The organism is Belliella buryatensis (assembly GCF_900188245.1).
Classification (GTDB): Bacteria; Bacteroidota; Bacteroidia; order Cytophagales; family Cyclobacteriaceae; genus Belliella; species Belliella buryatensis.
The window spans coordinates 135,573-152,269 of record NZ_FZOK01000004.1 but is presented as its reverse complement, the minus strand read 5'-3'; the positions used below and the strand labels follow the sequence as shown (position 1 = coordinate 152,269).

Here is a 16,697-nt window from a genome sequence, read left to right as displayed (position 1 = left end):
GTTAAATTAGCTAAAAAAAGAAAAACTCCATCAATGAAATGGAGTTTAACTTTAAAATTTGCCTTCATTTATGAAAGGTTTAGCCTTGCTTTTTTTCTTAATTAAATTTAAATCATGGCCTTTTTAATCCTTGATTGGAGTGATTCTGTAGCTTTTACCAAGGGTAATCTTACTTTGTCTCCACAAATACCAAGTTCTTTCATCAAAAATTTTAGACCTACGGGATTGCTTTCTTCATACATCAAAGGGTTGATATCTAATAAGCTGAAAGTAGCTCTTTTTGCGGACTCAAGATCACCGTGACAAATGGTCTTGAAAGTAGCTGGATATGCATTGGCTAGCACAGAAATCACTCCAGCACCTCCAATAGCTCGCAAGGCTACTGTCAACATATCATCTCCTGAGATCAATAAAAAATCACTTGGCTTCGCTGATGCAATAGTCATACATTGCTCTAAGTTGCCACTAGCTTCCTTCATGGCAATGATATTGGGATGCTTCGCCAACTCTAACGTAGTGGAAGCAGTCATATTTGTAACTGTTCTGCCTGGTACATTGTAAAGAATCACTGGTACAGGACATGCATCTGCAATCGCATGATAATGCGCAATAATACCTCTTTGAGAGGGTTTGTTGTAATAAGGACAAACAGATAAGATAGCATCTATACCATCAAAATCTGTCATCTTAATTTCTTCTAATACAGCAGCCGTATTATTGCCTCCTAAACCATATACAACGGGAAGTCTTCCAGCATTGATTTTCAAGGATGAAGCTAGAATTTTTCTTTTTTCATCCTTTGTCATGGTGGCTGATTCCCCTGTAGTTCCTTGAACTACTAAGTAATCTGCTCCACCTTCGATCACATGATTGATCAATGTTTCTAATCCGTCAAAATCGATGGAGTTATCTTCATTCAATGGCGTAATCAACGCCACACCTGTACCTACTAGGTTTAACATGCTGCTTTAATTTTAATAAAGTATTCTAGTAATTTCTGACTATTGGCTTCTATGTTCTTGTCATCTTTGCTCAGCATCAAATCCAACAAATCTTTATTTTCGGGTGAAAAAAAGCCGATTTTGAATTTGGCTGAAGCATGAAGGAGCAAATAAAGTAAATAAGGGTCAAGGTTTAAAGAGGGAGTCAAAATAAAATCAAGATTTTTGGATAAAAATCCGTTGATTTTATCATTTGGCTTTCCAAATAAGCTAAAGTCCTTTTCAGAAATTCCGTTTTCAACTTCTGATTTGCTATAAAATAGACTGTAAATTTCTATTTGTTTGCCAAAAATATTTTTGACCTGCTCTTTAATAATTTCTACATCATCTAAGTTTTCCGCAAGGATTCCGATAGAAGCTACCTTTTTAGGAAAAGGCTTATCGGTTACTGTATCCCTCAGTTTAGCTTTGTTCTGCCTCTGGATAAAATATTTTTTTATAAAATTCATTTACATTTTAGCTTTCTACCATATTGAGAAAATCAGCTTCTGAAATAAGCTTGACTCCTAGCTTTTCTGCTTTTTCCTTTTTACTTGGCCCCATGTCTTCCCCTTCAATGATAAAATCGAGAGATTTGGACACAGATTTGACATACTGACCACCGTGACTTTCTATGAAGTCTATAATCTCGTCTCTCTTGAAATGGTTCAATTTGCCAGAAGCAAGTATTTTCTTACCAGCTAGGGCATTGCCCAATACGGTTTTTTCTGCTTCTTCAATTTCAAATTTTAGTCCTTGTACTTTGAGACGTTCAATGACTTCAAGATTTTGTTTTTCTGAGAAATAATCTTGAATACTCAAGGCCAAGGTTTCGCCCACACCGTTGATTTCTAATAAGGAATCCACACTAGCAGTTTGTAGTGCATAGAGGCTTTTGAATGCTCTTGCAAGAATTTGCGCGGTGTTTTCACCAATATTTCTGATTCCCAAGGCGAAAAGTACCCTTTCAAATGGCTGTGCTTTTGAAGCCTTAATTCCTTCCATCATATTGCTGATGACGCCTTCTTGGAATGTGTTGGCTTTGAGTTTCTTGATACGATCATCTTGATCTGGGCTAAGTGATATGCCTGATTCCAAAATGATTCCATGGATAGTATTCTCTGTACTCGCCAGTTCCTTGAGTCTGCTTATCCCAACTTGCTTGCCTACTATTAAGTTGAGTACAATGGGTACAGGGAGAAAGTCCTCTAGCTTAGGAAATGGATAGGCTTCAAGAAGGCTTTCAAGCATTTGGATTGTGACTATATTTTGAGCTATTTTCTTTTTGCTCTCTCGTATGAAATGCTGGAAATTTTTGAGGGTTTGTGCTAGGGAATTTTCTATTTCAGTATCCAAAAATTGATTGATAGCACTCAAAGAAATTCCTTCTGTTAATGCAAAAAGGCATTTGTTCAAAGAGATGTAAAGCATCCCCTCGTCTGTCTTTTGGTATTGATCTTGGTTCATTTCTAGACCCAGCAGCTGCTCTGCCTTCTGCTCCAAATCATAGATATCTGCAAAATCAGTGATATAGCCCTGATCAATCAATGCCCTGATACGCTCAGTCCCCATTGAATCAATATCCATGGCTCTCTTGTGGACAAAATGTTCAATCCTGCCAAGTAATTGTGGTGGGCAGCTTTGTGTATTGGGACAATAGTGCTTAGCTTCTGATTCTTTTCTCACCAATGCTGTGCCGCACTCTGGACAGTGGGTGATATATTGAATGGGCTTCGTATTTGTTTTTCTTTTCTCAATTGCTACCGCCGTGATTTTGGGGATGATTTCTCCACCTTTTTCTACGTGTACAAGATCTCCTTCATACAGACCAAGTCTTTCTATTTCATTGGCATTATGCAAAGAGGCTCTTTTGACAGTCGTGCCAGCTAGTTGAACAGGGGAAAGGTTGGCTACTGGTGTGATAGCACCTGTTCTTCCAACTTGATACGTGATAGATAGCAGTTCACTTTCTGCGCTTTCTGCTTGATATTTGTATGCAATGGCCCATCTTGGGATTTTTGCAGTAAAACCTAACTCTTCTCTTTGGTCATAGTCATTGACTTTGAGTACCACCCCATCTGTATCCAAGGGTAGCTCGTGTCTTTTATCTCTCCAAGATTCAATAAAGGCCAAGGCTTCCTTGATCCCTTTACATTTTTGATAGGTGGGAGAGACATTAAATCCCCAATTTTCAAGTAAAAGCATGGCCTGATCGTGTTGCATGATATCTCCTTCATCAGTTATCAGTTGATAGAAGTAGCAGTTCAATCTCCTCTTGGCTACGATGCTGCTATCTTGCATTTTCACAGTACCCGAAGCAGCATTCCTTGGATTGGCTAGTAGTGCTTCACCTTGTGCTTCACGCTCTGCATTGATTTTATCAAATTCCTTTCTTGGAAGAAATATTTCGCCCCTTACTTCAAACTTCTCAGGCACGTGATCACCTTTGATCACAATAGGAATATTTCTAATCGTCTTGATATTCTCAGTTACCACGTCTCCTCTTGTACCATCTCCTCTAGTGACTGCCCGATTGAGTTTGCCATTTTCATAGACTAAGCTGATCGCAACCCCATCAAACTTCAATTCACAGAAATATTCAAAATCCCTATGACCAAGCCCTTTAGCTACTCTCTCATCAAAAGCCAAAAGTTCTGCCTCAGAATAGGTGTTCCCCAATGACAGCATGCGCGATTCGTGAACTGCTGTTTCGAATTCTTTGGTGATCGTACCGCCAACACGCTGAGATGGACTATCTTCTTTTAAAAATTGAGGGAACTCCGTTTCCAACTGAATCAGTTCTGCTAATAGTTGATCAAATTCAAAATCAGAGATTTCGGTTCGGTCTTCTTGATAATAAAGCTGATTATGATAATTAATCTCTTGGGAGAGAGTTTGAATTCTTGCCTTAGCCTGGTCTGGCGTCATATGTCAAATACTTAGGGTCTGTACTTTTCTCGAGAATCAAAATTAAGCTTTGCCCCTGAAAGCACAAAGCTTTTGTAAAGTATCAATAGCAATCCTTAGGTAAAGTAATTTGATTTGATTGCCTATATTTGTCTTCAATTCTAAGATAATGAGTAAAAAAACTGAAATAGAAGCGAAGATTTTGGATGTAGCCTACAAGCTTTTTATCAAGCAAGGCTATAAAAATACAACCATGGATGATATTGCTCAGGAATTGGGAATGAGCAAGAAGACACTTTATAAATATTTCCCCGGTAAGTTAGAGTTACTCGCTGCTGCTTTTGAGTTATTAAAAAATAGATTGACCACAAAGGTCGAAACGCTTTTGGAGAATCAGTACATTTCTTTCACAGCAAAACTGAAGTCATTTCTTACCGTAGTAGCCAACGATCTTGCACCGATTAACCCCGAACTTTTAGAAGATCTAAGAGAACATGCGCCAGAAATTTGGGGAGAGCTTCAGGATTATGTGAGAGATTCAGCTTATCTGAGGTTTCAGAAATTGATACAGGAAGGCATCGATAAAGGATTTGTCATTTCAGGGATGAACAAGACCCTGATTGTATTGGTATATGCATCAGCTATTCAGAACTTGATTGATCCCAAATTTTTAGCTCAGTTTCCAAGAGAAATGCATGAAAATATGAACTTGAAGACATCAGAGCTTTTTGATCAAGCCATTCAGATTATCTATCAAGGGATCTTGACAGATGAAGCCAGGGTAGAGTTCCAAAAAGCTTAATTACACCATTCAGAGCCCTTATTGCTCGTTAAATATGCTATCTTTGCACGCTATGAACAAGAAAGATTTCAAAAGATATACCGTCACTTCAGCACTTCCATATGCCAATGGTCCATTACACATTGGGCATTTGGCGGGTTGTTACATCCCATCAGATATTTATGTCAGATACTTGCGTTCCAAAGGTCGGGATGTAGCTTATGTATGTGGTTCGGATGAACATGGGGTAGCTATCACCATCAAAGCACAGAAGGAAGGAATCAGCCCGCAAGAGGTAGTAGATCGCTATCATGAAATGATGAAAAGTAGCTTTCAAGAATTCGGAATCAGTTTTGACCATTATTCAAGAACATCTGCAAAAATTCACCATGAAACAGCCTCAGGTTTTTTTAAGGACCTTTACGAGAAGGGAGAGTTTCTAGAACAATCTACTGAACAATATTTTGACGAAGAAGCGGGGCAGTTTTTGGCAGATCGCTATATAGAAGGAACATGTCCTAAATGTGGACATGATGGTGCATATGGTGATCAGTGTGAAAAGTGTGGAAGCTCTCTTAGCCCAACCGACCTCATCAACCCTAAATCTAAATTAAGCGGAAATACGCCTGTGCTAAAAGAAACTAAGCATTGGTTTTTGGATTTGGCTAGATATACTGAATTTTTAAAAAAATGGATTCTCGAAGAGCATCAGGATGATTGGAAAAATAATGTTCTTGGTCAATGTAGATCATGGCTAGAAGCTGGTGATGGATTACAAGCAAGATCTATGACTAGAGATTTGGAGTGGGGAATTCCAGTGCCTGTAGAAGGTGGAGAGGGCAAGGTACTTTATGTATGGTTTGACGCGCCAATTGGGTACATATCATCCACTAAAGAATGGGCAGCTGAAAAGGGAAAAGATTGGGAGCCTTATTGGAAGGACGAGGACACCAAGTTGGTTCATTTTATTGGCAAAGATAATATCGTATTTCACTGCATCATTTTCCCTGCTATTCTGAAGACACATGGGGGATATGTGCTACCGGACAATGTACCTGCCAATGAATTCTTGAATTTGGAAGGAGATAAGATTTCTACTTCAAGAAATTGGGCGGTATGGTTACATGAATATCTGGAAGAGTTTCCAGGCAAGCAGGATGTATTGCGCTATGTGTTGACAGCCAATGCTCCTGAGACCAAAGACAATGATTTCACTTGGAAGGATTTTCAATCTAGAAATAACTCTGAACTCGTTGCCGTATTTGGTAATTTTGTGAATCGTGCAGTTGTACTGACTCATAAGTTTTTTGATGGGGTTGTTCCTAGTAAAGCTGAGTTGAATGTTTATGATAAGGAAGTCTTGGATGCATTGAAGGAGTTCCCAGAGAAAATATCCGCATCTATCGAGCGATATAGGTTTAGGGAAGCACTTTCTTTTGTGATGGATTTTGCTCGATTGGGGAATAAATACCTTGCAGACACAGAGCCTTGGAAAACAATCAAGGAGGATAAGATACGTACAGGTACTATTTTGAATATTGCATTAAATATTGCTGCAAATCTTGCGGTTGTGGCTGAGCCATTTTTACCTTTTACAGCTGATAAGATTTTCAAAATGTTCAATTTGGATGGATTGAAATGGTCAGATGCAGGAGACATTGATACGCTCAAGGCTGGAGATTCCATCAATGCCGCTGCTTTGCTTTTTGATAAAATTGAAGATCAAGTAGTAGAAGCACAGGTAAATAAACTACTAGAAGCCAAGAAGAAAAACGAATTGGCTAATGCGGTAGCAACTCCCATGAAGGATATTATTACTTATGATGATTTTGCCAAGCTAGATATGCGCGTGGTAACTGTTCTTACCGCCGAGCCTATGCCCAAATCTAAGAAACTATTAAAACTAACTGTCGATACTGGACTTGGTAAAAAGACTGTTCTCAGCGGTGTAGCGGAATATTTTAAGCCAGAGGATTTGATTGGCAAGCAGGTTACTATGCTGATTAATCTTGCCCCAAGAAAGATGATGGGAATAGATTCAGAAGGGATGATATTGATGGCTGAAGATATGGATGGAAGCTTAAGACTGCTACATCCGGGCAACTCAACCGCTGCCGGTAGTACAATTAGTTGATGGAATAAGGACACTTAGTCTATATTCAATACTTTATAAAAATAAAGCCTGACCAAAAAATCAGGCTTTATTTTTTTGTTCTGAGAGAACTATTTTGAGCTTCTTGTAGTATATCATGGAGAATTTAAATCAATTTAAAAATGAATCAATTAGGAGGAATCATTTTTCTCGCAGCAGTTTTCTTATTTTCCACTTTTCTAAATTGGTATGTATATCAAGCATTCAGAACAATTCTTTCTAGTTTGGAGTCAGAAAAAATCAGGCAATTTAGCTTTCTAGGATATTGGATAGTTTTCGGTGGGATTACACTTTGGGTGATTTTCACTTTTGTAAGAATTTTTCAAGCAGGAGAAATTTCCTCAGAACATCAGCAAGTGTTGAATGTGTTTTTGACTGTAGCCGTGACCCAATTGGTATGTACGATATTTCTGTTTGGAGAAGATATTATTAGAAATATACAAGCAGGTATTTCCTTGGTTTTCAATGGGAAATCTGCCACTGAATTTCCGACTAGGGTCAAATGGCTAAGTGTATTGTCATTGACAGTTTCGATGATACCTTTCGGCAGTTTTGTTTATGGCATTGCTAAAGGCAAATATAATTTTACTGTTCATCGTGAAGTCATTTATTTTGAAGATTTGCCAGAGGCTTTTGATGGATTTACGATAACACAGCTATCAGATATTCACGCAGGTAGTTTCAAGGATTTTAAAGCAGTGCAGAAAGGTGTCGACTTGGCCAAGGCACAAGGTTCTGATTTATTTGTTTTTACAGGTGATTTGGTCAATCACCATGCGGAAGAAATTGAGCCCATGATTCCAATTTTTGCTCAGATTAGGGCTCCTTATGGGCAATTTTCTATCATTGGAAACCATGACTATGGAGATTATGTGAGCTGGGAATCAGCAACTGCCAAGCAGGATAATTTCGAGAAGTTCAAGGAGCAGCACGAGCGTCTAGGTTATCAATTACTGATAGACGAGCATGTGAAAATTGTAAGAGACGGACAATCCATCACTCTGGTAGGGGTTCAGAATTGGGGTGTGGGCTTCCAATCTAAAGGAGATTTGGATAAGGCTCTGGAGAATACTGAATCGGAAGATTTTAAAATATTGCTTTCCCATGATCCATCGCATTGGGATCAAGAAGTAAAAAAGAATCCCAACACTATCCATCTGACGCTTTCAGGTCATACGCATGGCATGCAATTCGGAATAGAAACGCCATTGATTAGGTGGAGTCCAGTGCAGTATCGATATCCCAATTGGGCAGGATTGACTTCATTTGAAGATAAGTACCTTTATGTGAATAGAGGTTTTGGTTTTCATGCATTCTCAGGTAGGGTAGGGATATGGCCCGAAATTACGGTTATTGAATTAAGGAAGAAATAAAGATAGAAACCATTTATTACTATTCTTGGTTTTTTACTTATGATATCTTTTATGTTCGTTTTTTCTATGCTATTTAATTTTTCACAAGATTCCATCCAATCTCTAGAAGAGTTGAAATGGAAGAAAAGAATCGTGCTTGGTTTTCAGAATACCGAGAATGTTTATCAACTAGAAGATGATTCACTACAAAGTATGATTCAAGAAAGAAAGGTTGCGTATTTCTTGATTGATGGACAAAAAGTAATATCCAACTTGGAGACAAATTTCTCAGATAGCTATATCAGTCAATTGTATTCAAGGTATAAGATGGGGTCCAAAAATGATTGTTGGGTCTTAATAGGGTTAGATGGAGGTATTAAAATAAGAAAAGACACTATTTTAGATTGGACTTTAATTTTTAAGACTATCGACTCTATGCCAATGCGAAGATCAGAAGGTAGAAAAATAGATGACTTTTAAATATTAATATTTACATAATAAATTGAATTATGTAATAATTTTATGAAAAAATACCTACTAGTAGGTATTTTTTAGTAGTTAAGTTATCTATACTTTTGGTAGCAATTTAAACTTTATGGAATGAAATTCTTTTACCTCAGTACCAAGAGTAATGACGATGGCTTTTATCTTGTTCATGAAAGAGCTTGTGAATATATTTCTGATCCGGTAGATAGGGACTATTTAGGCCCTTTTAACAATGGTGATGAAGCTTTAAGAAAGGCACTTACTATGAATCCTAAATCCATAAAATGTAAGTCATGTTGCCAAATACGAATAGGTGCATATGCAAGTACTAAAAAGGAACCATAAATATTATGGCAACTTCAGTACTGTTTTAGGATATAATTTATAATGTCAGTGGTAGTCACTATGCCAACTAGCTTTTCGTCCTTAATTACTGGCAGTGCATGAAATTCCTCAATTGCAAATATGGTTGCCACTTCTCTGATGGACATTTCGTCCGAGACAGATTTAAGATTAGCAGACATTACCTGAGGAATGCTGAGAATTTCTAAGATGGCTTCATCAGCATTATCCTGATTTTCAAATAAAGCACCAAAAGTAAGCCGATTAATATCAGTTCTGCTTATCATTCCAATAACTTTTTTGTCATTCAGTACAGGTAAATGCCTGATTTTGTGTTTTCGAAACATATTGATGACTTCACCCAAATGTGCATTATGCTGAATAGTGTGAACATGGGTAGTCATAATTGTGGATACTTTCTCCTTCTTTTTCATCTCTTTAGCGATTTGTTTTACCAATAGCTAAGCTAAGTATTCCCAAATCTAAAAATTATGATCAAAGTCAGTCACCAATATGAAATTACATACTTTCTTATGAGTTTTTTATTTTTCTAGTATAGCTTCTGTTACTTGTGCCTTAGGAAGTGAAAAATAAAATGTACTTCCAACACCATCTTCACTTTCTACCCATATGCTACCTCCATTGACTTCAGTGTAATATTTACATAGACTCAAACCAAGTCCAGTTCCCTTTTCCCCAGTCGTCCCAGTTTTACTTTCAACCAATGTGTTTTGGAATAGCTTTTTTACTAACTCGGGTTTCATTCCAGTACCACAATCCCGTACACTGATAATCACTTCTTCTTGAGTTGAGGTTGTCTTAATCAAGATTTCACCTCCTTCTACAGAGTATTTTATCGCATTTCCGATTAGATTTCTCAAAATGACTTGTACTTGGTCGTTGTCTGCCAATACTTCTGAGTCATTTCCGATCTCAGCTTTGATAACTATCCCTTTTTGCTCCGTAAGTGTAGAAAAGAAATCTTTTAGAGTATTGATGCTTTTGGTAAGCGAAATTTTCTTTGGATTGGTTTGCATCATTTTCATTTCTACCAAGGACCATTTCAAAAGGTTATCTAAAACAAGCATGATTCCTCCTACATTTTTATAGAGTTGAGGGAGAACTTCTCTAAACTCATCCTCGTCCATTAGATCATTTTGATAAAGTTCCAGCAATTGATGTAAGCTATTGATAGGACTTCTTAAATCATGCCCGATGATACTAAAAATCTTTGCTTTTATTTGGTTAGCTTTTTCGAGTTCTAAAGACCGTTTTTCAGACCTCTCTTTTTCTCTTCTTTGTTTTTGATAATTTTTGTAAAGGATAAAAGCGACGAAAAGGATGAACATAGTATACACTAAAAGAATGTTTCTTTGAAACTTTTGAGCCTGAAGTTCTTTTTCATTTTCTAGATCTATTGCCTTTTGTTCTGCTTTGATTATGGCAAGTTGCTTGTCATATTCATATTCTGCTTGTAATTGGGCAGTTTTGTTCTCTAGATTTAAAAGGTCTAAGCTGTCACGGTATGCAGTAAATGTTTGATAGTTTTGTAATGCACTTTGAAATTTCCCTTCTTTCTCGTCGATTTTACTAAGTGTAAAATAGGAATCTTTCAAATCTTCTTTGGTCCCTAATTCTTTACCTAGTATAATGGCTGCCTCGCTCATACTTCTAGCTAGTTGAAGATTTCCTTGGTTGAAATAAAATTGGCCAAGGTTGTTTTTACTCCTTAGAATACCTCTTTTGTCATTGAGTTCCTCGTCAATTTTAAGTGAAGCAAGAAAATTTTCTTCTGCATTTTTGTAATCACCTATGCTTTGATATATCATTCCCAAACTATTAAGTGTGGACGATATACCTTCCTTATCTTCTATTTTTCTTGAAATATCTAAAGACCTTTCTAACACCAACAATGCGGAGTCAAAAGCTGACCTCACTTCGTAAATTTTACCAATATTATGTAAGGTGACTGCAATTCCTCTGAGGTCATTCATGGCTTCTTTGATGCTCAAAGATTTATGATAAAATTCTAAGGCTTCAGTATATTTCTCTTGCTTCTCGTAGATCAAAGCCATATTGTTATATACAAAAGCAACTCCTAGGGAATCTTGTATAGCTTCTGATATTTTGAGAGCTTTCAGGTTTGTCTCTAAGGCATTGATATAGTTAGATTGAAAGTAATAGATGGTGGCAATATTTTTCAAACTTGAGGTAATTCCTTTTTGATCATTGAGCTGCTCCTTGATTTCAATGGATTGGTTATAATAATCAATTGCTTGAGAATAGTTGCCTAACCTGCTATAAACATTAGCGATGTTATTGTAACCAGAGGCCATACCTTTTTCATCATTAAGAACTTTCCTGATTTCCAAGGCTTGGGAGTAATAGTCTATAGCAGATAAATACTCCCCAAGAAAAAATCTAAGATTGCCAACATTATGGAGACATTCAGATAGCATTTTAGGTTGGTCTTGATTTTTTAAAATTGCAATCGCTTTTAAATAATTAGAAAGTGCGTCATTGTATTCGTTATTTTGATAATAATCAAAAGCTAAATCCTTATATTGAATTGCTAGCTCGTAATCGTTTGTTTTCCCACTATCAATTAATTTTGATATGGCCAGTTGGATATCTTCAGTTTTAGAATTTTGAGCATAAGCGCTCTCAAAATTGAATGATGCGATCAGAAGTAGTGAGAAGTAAACGAAAATAGAATTAGTCATCTGAATGTCAATGTTTAGGCAAAAATATTCAAATAAGTATAAATTTAAATCTATTTAAAGGTAGTTCTGTAAAATCTCTCAGATAAATATGAAACGATTGTTAAGTGTTTTAATGATAGGCATTTTGGCTACTGTCACATATGGACAAGAGATTAAGAGTGATTTTTTTGATTTGGTCCCTTATGTAACAACTCCTAAAGATGTGGTGGATGCAATAATGAAACTTGGTGATGTAAGTCAAAATGATGTAGTTTATGACCTAGGTTCGGGTGATGGAAGGATACCAATTGAAGCGGCAAGGAGATTTGGAACAAAAGGTTTTGGGATTGAAATAGATGCTGAGCTGGTTGCTGAATCAAAAGCACTTGCCAAAGAGGCTGGTGTATCGCATTTGGTTTCCTTTATTCAAGGTGATTTATTTGAGTTGGAACTAAGTGAAGCTACAGTGCTAGTAATCTATCTTTTTCCAGATATCAATTTAAAATTGAGGCCGAAACTTCAAAAACTTTCTCCAGGTACCAAAATCATAACGCATAATTATGATATGGGAGATTGGAAGCCAGATCAGCACCTTGAGGTTATGGGAGATGATGGTAAGGTGCACAAGCTTTTCCTATGGGTAATTCCAGAAACAAAATAGAAGTTTTTTTAGTCCTTCAAAAAACCTATCTTCAAAATCATATGATCAATAAAGACAGCGTCCAAAACACCTCTATAATCAACAATCTAACCAAATATGTGACTTTTTCTGATGAAGAGTTGGATAATTTTTTTGAATTGGGTGAATTAGCTACTTTCAAGAAGAATCAAACGTTGGTTCATAAAGGAAAAGAGAGCAGCCCTTTTATTTTGATCAAGCAAGGTTGTTTGATGACTTCCTACATTGATGAAGGAGATTTCAGACATGTGATCCAATTTGGCATAGATAATTGGTGGACTGGTGATTTGAATAGCTTTATGAATAATGAACCATCCATATATTCAATTAAAGCAATGACTGATGTGGAAGTATTGACTTGGAACAAGGAGAATTTTGATCTGCTATGTGCATTTAGTCCCAATTTTGAGCGGTATTTTAGAATCCTTTTTCAAAACTCTCTGATCAGCCATCAGAAAAGAATCATAAGGAATATTTCTTTTTCAGCTGAACAAAAGTACCTAACCTTTCTGAAAAATTATCCAAAGCTAGAATTGATAGTTCCTCAAAAATGCATTGCTTCTTATCTTGGAATTACGCCAGTATTTTTGAGTAACCTAAGAAAAAAGCTATCAGGAAAGTGATGAATTGTTAATCTAGATTAATAAAAGCAGATTAACCTCAATAAATCATCTGGAATTTGAAACATTGAAAAAATTTGGAGGGTTTCTGTGTTAAGTATTTTAGTTAATAACAAAACCCATAAATCCATGAATAATCCTGCTGATTACATTACAGGGCTGCACCACTTGACTGTGAGTGTGGGCTCTGCCCAAGAAGATATTGACTTTGTGACCCAAGTATTGGGCATGCGCATGATCAAGCAAACGGTACTGTTTGACGGAGCAGCCAGTATTTATCACTTGTACTATGCCAATGCAGATGCCGAAGTTGGTTCTGTATGGACTACTTTTCCGTTCAAAAAAGCCGGTGTCTACGGCAGAAAAGGTTCTGGCCAAATCGAGACATCTTCCTTCTCTGTACCCACTGCTTCACTAGAGTTCTGGGTAAAGCACCTCAATAAGCACAATGTCCCTCACTCTGGAATCATCGAAAGATTCGGAGATAAAATGATCACTTTTGAAGATAGATCAGGGATTGGGATGGCTGTGGTAGGTTGCGATAATGACAATAGAAATGCATGGGAAACTGAGGAGATTTCTAAAGAGAATGGCATTAGAGGGCTATTTGGCGCGACCATCCGCTCAAGAGATATCATCGAAATGGACTTTTATCTAACCAAAGTGCTCAACTTTAGCAAAGTAGGTCAAGACGGGGACTTCCATAGATACCACATCAAAGATGGTGGTGCTCAGAGAACTATAGAATTGCATCATGTGCCTGATATGGAGCAAGGCTCTTGGACCTTTGCTGTTGGAATTCCACATCACATTGCTTTCGCTACAGCCAAAGACGAGCACAACCTTGAGTTGAAAGCTTATATTGAGGGATTTGGCTACACAGATGTGACTGAGCTTAAGGATAGAAATTATTTCCACTCAATTTACAATAGGACTCCTTCCGGAGCTTTGTTTGAGTTTGCTACTTCAGATATTGGATTTGCCATAGATGAAGAAGAGAACTTGCTTGGACACCAATTGCTACTACCTCCTGTATTTGAACACAGAAGAGAGGAGATTGTGAAGCCTTTAGAAGAAATTGTTCTTCCTAAGTATTTACAGGTTTGATGTCCTCCTCATCATCATTCTAGAAAATTCTTTTACATGAAGAATTTTCTAGAATGAATTTAGTTAATCACCAAAACCAAATCTATGAATCCATTTAGTTATAAGACACATGCAGTTAAAGTCGTCTTTGGTAAGCGCACCTTGGAAGCAATTCAGGATAATTTTCCAGAGGGGAAGTCTATTAAACTAGGCGTAATTGCCAGCAAGAGAAATGCCGAATTGGTAAATGAAATAGCCAAACTGGATAGGGTTGAGGCCGTTTTTCATTTCGATAAGGTTGCTCAGCATGTACCGATGTCTTTGGTAGATGAGGCAAAAAGCTTTTTCGTAGATAAAAAACCTGATATCATTTTTTGCTTGGGTGGTGGATCAGCGATTGGATTAGGAAAGGCATTGGTTTTAGAAATAGAGACGGAGCTATGGGCTGCTCCAAGTACATATTCTGGATCAGAGATGACTAATATCTATGGAATCAGTCATGATGGTGTTAAGACAGTCAAAAGAGACGATCGGGTGCACCCCAAGTTCGTCATATTTGATCCATATCTTTCTCTAGGGATGCCTTTGGAATTGGCTATCCCTTCTGCCTTCAATGCCATGGCGCACTTGGTGGAAGCCGTATATTCAATAGAAGGTAATCCTATTACTGACAACTTGACGTCTCTTGGATTATCCAAACTTTATAGTGGCTTGAAAGAGTTGAAAAAGAAAGGAGTTCTGACACCAGAGATCAATCAAGAATTGTTGTTTGGAGCTTACATTGGAGGTAAGGTGCTTTGTGAAGTAAGTATGGGATTACATCATAAAGCGGCGCATGTATTGGGAGGGAATTTTGGATTAGAACATTCACATATTCACACCTTGCTATTACCTTATGTGCTTGAATACCAATGGGAATACTTAGATGACTTGCAGCAGAACCTGTATAATGAAGCATTTGGTTTCGGACATCCACCATCCATAATTAGGGATTTGCAAGAGAACCTTGGAGTAGCATATGACCTACAAGGTCTTGGATTAAAGCAAGAAGACATTACAAAAGCTGTAGATTATCTGATGGCTATGACTTATCCCAATCCAGCTCCGATGGATAGGGATAAATTAATTCAGATGCTTACAAAAGCTTTTTAAAACTTTAGATTAAAATTTACTATTGGATTAGAAAGTAAAGCGTAATTGCTAAATATTGTTGCACCTGCTTGTAGTTTTTGATTTAGGATATAGTTTTCTGGACGAAAATTAAGTGAATAATTAATACCTTTTTCTTTGTTTGTCCTAGATAGTTCTAGGTTCATGTTCTCGTTTTTATATTTAGCAAAAAGTATTTCTTGTGTAGCTAAAGCAAAACCCGATGCTAAACCAAAAATTACAGCTGGAGATTCTGTTTGGAAAATTGCTGAAATCCCTAAGCCTAATAAAGCAGCACCCCCCGATGCATAATTAATGGTGCTACCTTGCCTGTTGGTCAGATTTACACCTTGCGTATTTCTTTGACCGACTATCGTACCTATAATTCCGAGTCCAGCAGGTATGAGGAATAATCCTGCTTCTGCATCATTGTTCATTGCTATTTGGCTAGAAATCGCGAATCCAATTCCAATTCCAACACTACTCATATTCGTCGCATACCTGCCATCACCTCTTGTGTATGCATAATTTCTTGAGGCGATGTTTCCAATTGCTAAGCCTGCACCACTACCTAATAATGCTCCAATACCATAAGGTCTTCCTGTTTCTGCTTGAGCAGCAGCTATGATAGAAATACCAGTATAAGCTCCCAGTACACCATGATGCCTCATGATTTCAATGTGGCCATCGGAATAATTTCTTTTTTTCTGCATTTGGAAGGCAACTTCTCCTAGCGTAATACTTCCAACGGATGACATGATAAAAGCTGCTTTTCCTTCATTTGAAGAATTACTACCTCCGGCAGCTATTAGACCCAATGATCCACCATATATCAGACCTAGAAATTTCCCTGCATTACTTGCTCTAACTACCGATCTATCAATGTTCTCGTACTTCTTGGGATTGATGATTGGCCCCATGGCCCATAGTCCTCCCATAACCAATGGAATACCGACTACACCTGCGTTATCAATTTCCAAAAGGGACACCATACTTGCCCCGTAATAAAGTCCATATCCTATATTCAATGCCCTGTCTACACCTCTCCATTCAAAATCATCTGATTGAGACTTGACTTCTTTTTTTTGCTCAGAAATTTCTCTATCCCACTGAAATCGCATTCTTTCGTATTTAGCCCTTTCATCTGAGGACATTTTTTCATAATAGTTAGCTAAAAATACTTCAAAATCGTTGAGATAGGTTTCTTCATCTGCTGTCAAGGCATCTCCTACCACCTGCTTTAGCTTGATTTGTTTGTAGGTACTTTTATTTGACTCTTCCCAGTACCCCCTTGCAGTGTAGACACCTTGAGCCGATACAGGACTATTGAATAGCATTATAAATAATAGCGAAATAGAAAGAATTTTAAAACTTAAAAGAGATTTCATAAATCTTAGGACTGTTAGATTGCTTGATTAAAGTTACGACTAAGAATATTCAAAAATATCAAGATTGGAAGAA

At 37.2% G+C, this 16,697-nt stretch carries 14 protein-coding genes; 8 read left to right on the top strand and 6 right to left on the bottom strand.

Going from position 1 to position 16,697, the window contains the following annotated elements; all coding sequences use genetic code 11:
* Positions 1 to 107: 107 nt before the first annotated feature.
* From dapA to ligA, 3 genes are read right to left on the bottom strand one after another with little or no spacing between them, the layout of a single operon-like run.
* Entirely contained in the window at positions 108 to 962 is an 855-nt protein-coding gene (gene dapA / locus CHB66_RS05575; RefSeq protein ID WP_089238838.1) for a 4-hydroxy-tetrahydrodipicolinate synthase, read from the bottom strand.
* Positions 956 to 1,450 carry a DUF6913 domain-containing protein gene (locus tag CHB66_RS05570; RefSeq protein ID WP_089238836.1) on the bottom strand — a complete coding sequence of 165 codons (495 nt, stop codon included), beginning with the start codon at positions 1,448 to 1,450 and terminating at the stop codon, positions 956 to 958. The genes dapA and CHB66_RS05570 overlap by 7 nt, the downstream gene beginning before the upstream one ends.
* A 7-nt stretch (positions 1,451 to 1,457) precedes the next feature.
* Positions 1,458 to 3,908, bottom strand: coding sequence for an NAD-dependent DNA ligase LigA (gene ligA, locus CHB66_RS05565; RefSeq protein WP_089238834.1), 2,451 nt, complete (start codon positions 3,906 to 3,908; stop codon positions 1,458 to 1,460).
* Positions 3,909 to 4,056: 148 nt separating this feature from the next.
* Between ligA and CHB66_RS05560 the strand changes: the two genes are divergently transcribed.
* From CHB66_RS05560 to CHB66_RS05545, 4 genes are all read left to right on the top strand, one after another.
* Entirely contained in the window at positions 4,057 to 4,689 is a 633-nt protein-coding gene (locus CHB66_RS05560; RefSeq protein ID WP_089238832.1) for a TetR/AcrR family transcriptional regulator, read from the top strand.
* 52 nt (positions 4,690 to 4,741) lie between these two features.
* On the top strand, positions 4,742 to 6,802 hold the full coding sequence (gene metG, locus CHB66_RS05555; protein ID WP_089238830.1) for a methionine--tRNA ligase: 2,061 nt from the start codon (positions 4,742 to 4,744) through the stop codon (positions 6,800 to 6,802).
* 140 nt (positions 6,803 to 6,942) lie between these two features.
* Positions 6,943 to 8,193: a metallophosphoesterase gene (locus CHB66_RS05550; RefSeq protein WP_089238828.1), complete on the top strand. Its 1,251-nt coding sequence runs from the start codon at positions 6,943 to 6,945 to the stop codon at positions 8,191 to 8,193.
* A gap of 66 nt (positions 8,194 to 8,259) precedes the next feature.
* On the top strand, positions 8,260 to 8,652 hold the full coding sequence (locus CHB66_RS05545) for a DUF4174 domain-containing protein (RefSeq protein WP_170932439.1): 393 nt from the start codon (positions 8,260 to 8,262) through the stop codon (positions 8,650 to 8,652).
* Positions 8,653 to 9,017: 365 nt separating this feature from the next.
* On the opposite strand, the gene CHB66_RS05535 is transcribed toward CHB66_RS05545, so the two are convergent.
* Together CHB66_RS05535 and CHB66_RS05530 are read right to left on the bottom strand one after the other, a co-directional pair.
* A complete protein-coding gene (locus tag CHB66_RS05535; RefSeq protein ID WP_089239012.1) occupies positions 9,018 to 9,434 on the bottom strand; it encodes a CBS domain-containing protein in 417 nt (138 codons plus the stop codon).
* 108 nt (positions 9,435 to 9,542) lie between these two features.
* Positions 9,543 to 11,723 (bottom strand): ATP-binding protein, encoded by a 2,181-nt coding sequence (locus CHB66_RS05530; RefSeq protein ID WP_089238822.1) that lies wholly within the window; start codon positions 11,721 to 11,723, stop codon positions 9,543 to 9,545.
* 88 nt (positions 11,724 to 11,811) lie between these two features.
* Between CHB66_RS05530 and CHB66_RS05525 the strand changes: the two genes are divergently transcribed.
* From CHB66_RS05525 to CHB66_RS05510, 4 genes are all read left to right on the top strand, one after another.
* A complete protein-coding gene (locus CHB66_RS05525; protein ID WP_170932438.1) occupies positions 11,812 to 12,363 on the top strand; it encodes a methyltransferase domain-containing protein in 552 nt (183 codons plus the stop codon).
* A gap of 41 nt (positions 12,364 to 12,404) precedes the next feature.
* Positions 12,405 to 13,004 carry a Crp/Fnr family transcriptional regulator gene (locus CHB66_RS05520; protein ID WP_170932437.1) on the top strand — a complete coding sequence of 200 codons (600 nt, stop codon included), beginning with the start codon at positions 12,405 to 12,407 and terminating at the stop codon, positions 13,002 to 13,004.
* A 126-nt stretch (positions 13,005 to 13,130) separates the two neighbouring features.
* Entirely contained in the window at positions 13,131 to 14,108 is a 978-nt protein-coding gene (locus CHB66_RS05515) for a VOC family protein (RefSeq protein WP_089238816.1), read from the top strand.
* A gap of 84 nt (positions 14,109 to 14,192) precedes the next feature.
* Positions 14,193 to 15,239 (top strand): maleylacetate reductase, encoded by a 1,047-nt coding sequence (locus CHB66_RS05510; RefSeq protein ID WP_089238814.1) that lies wholly within the window; start codon positions 14,193 to 14,195, stop codon positions 15,237 to 15,239.
* Here the strand turns inward: CHB66_RS05510 and CHB66_RS05505 are convergent.
* A complete protein-coding gene (locus CHB66_RS05505) occupies positions 15,236 to 16,624 on the bottom strand; it encodes a hypothetical protein (RefSeq protein WP_089238812.1) in 1,389 nt (462 codons plus the stop codon). The genes CHB66_RS05510 and CHB66_RS05505 overlap by 4 nt on opposite strands.
* Positions 16,625 to 16,697: the final 73 nt, after the last annotated feature.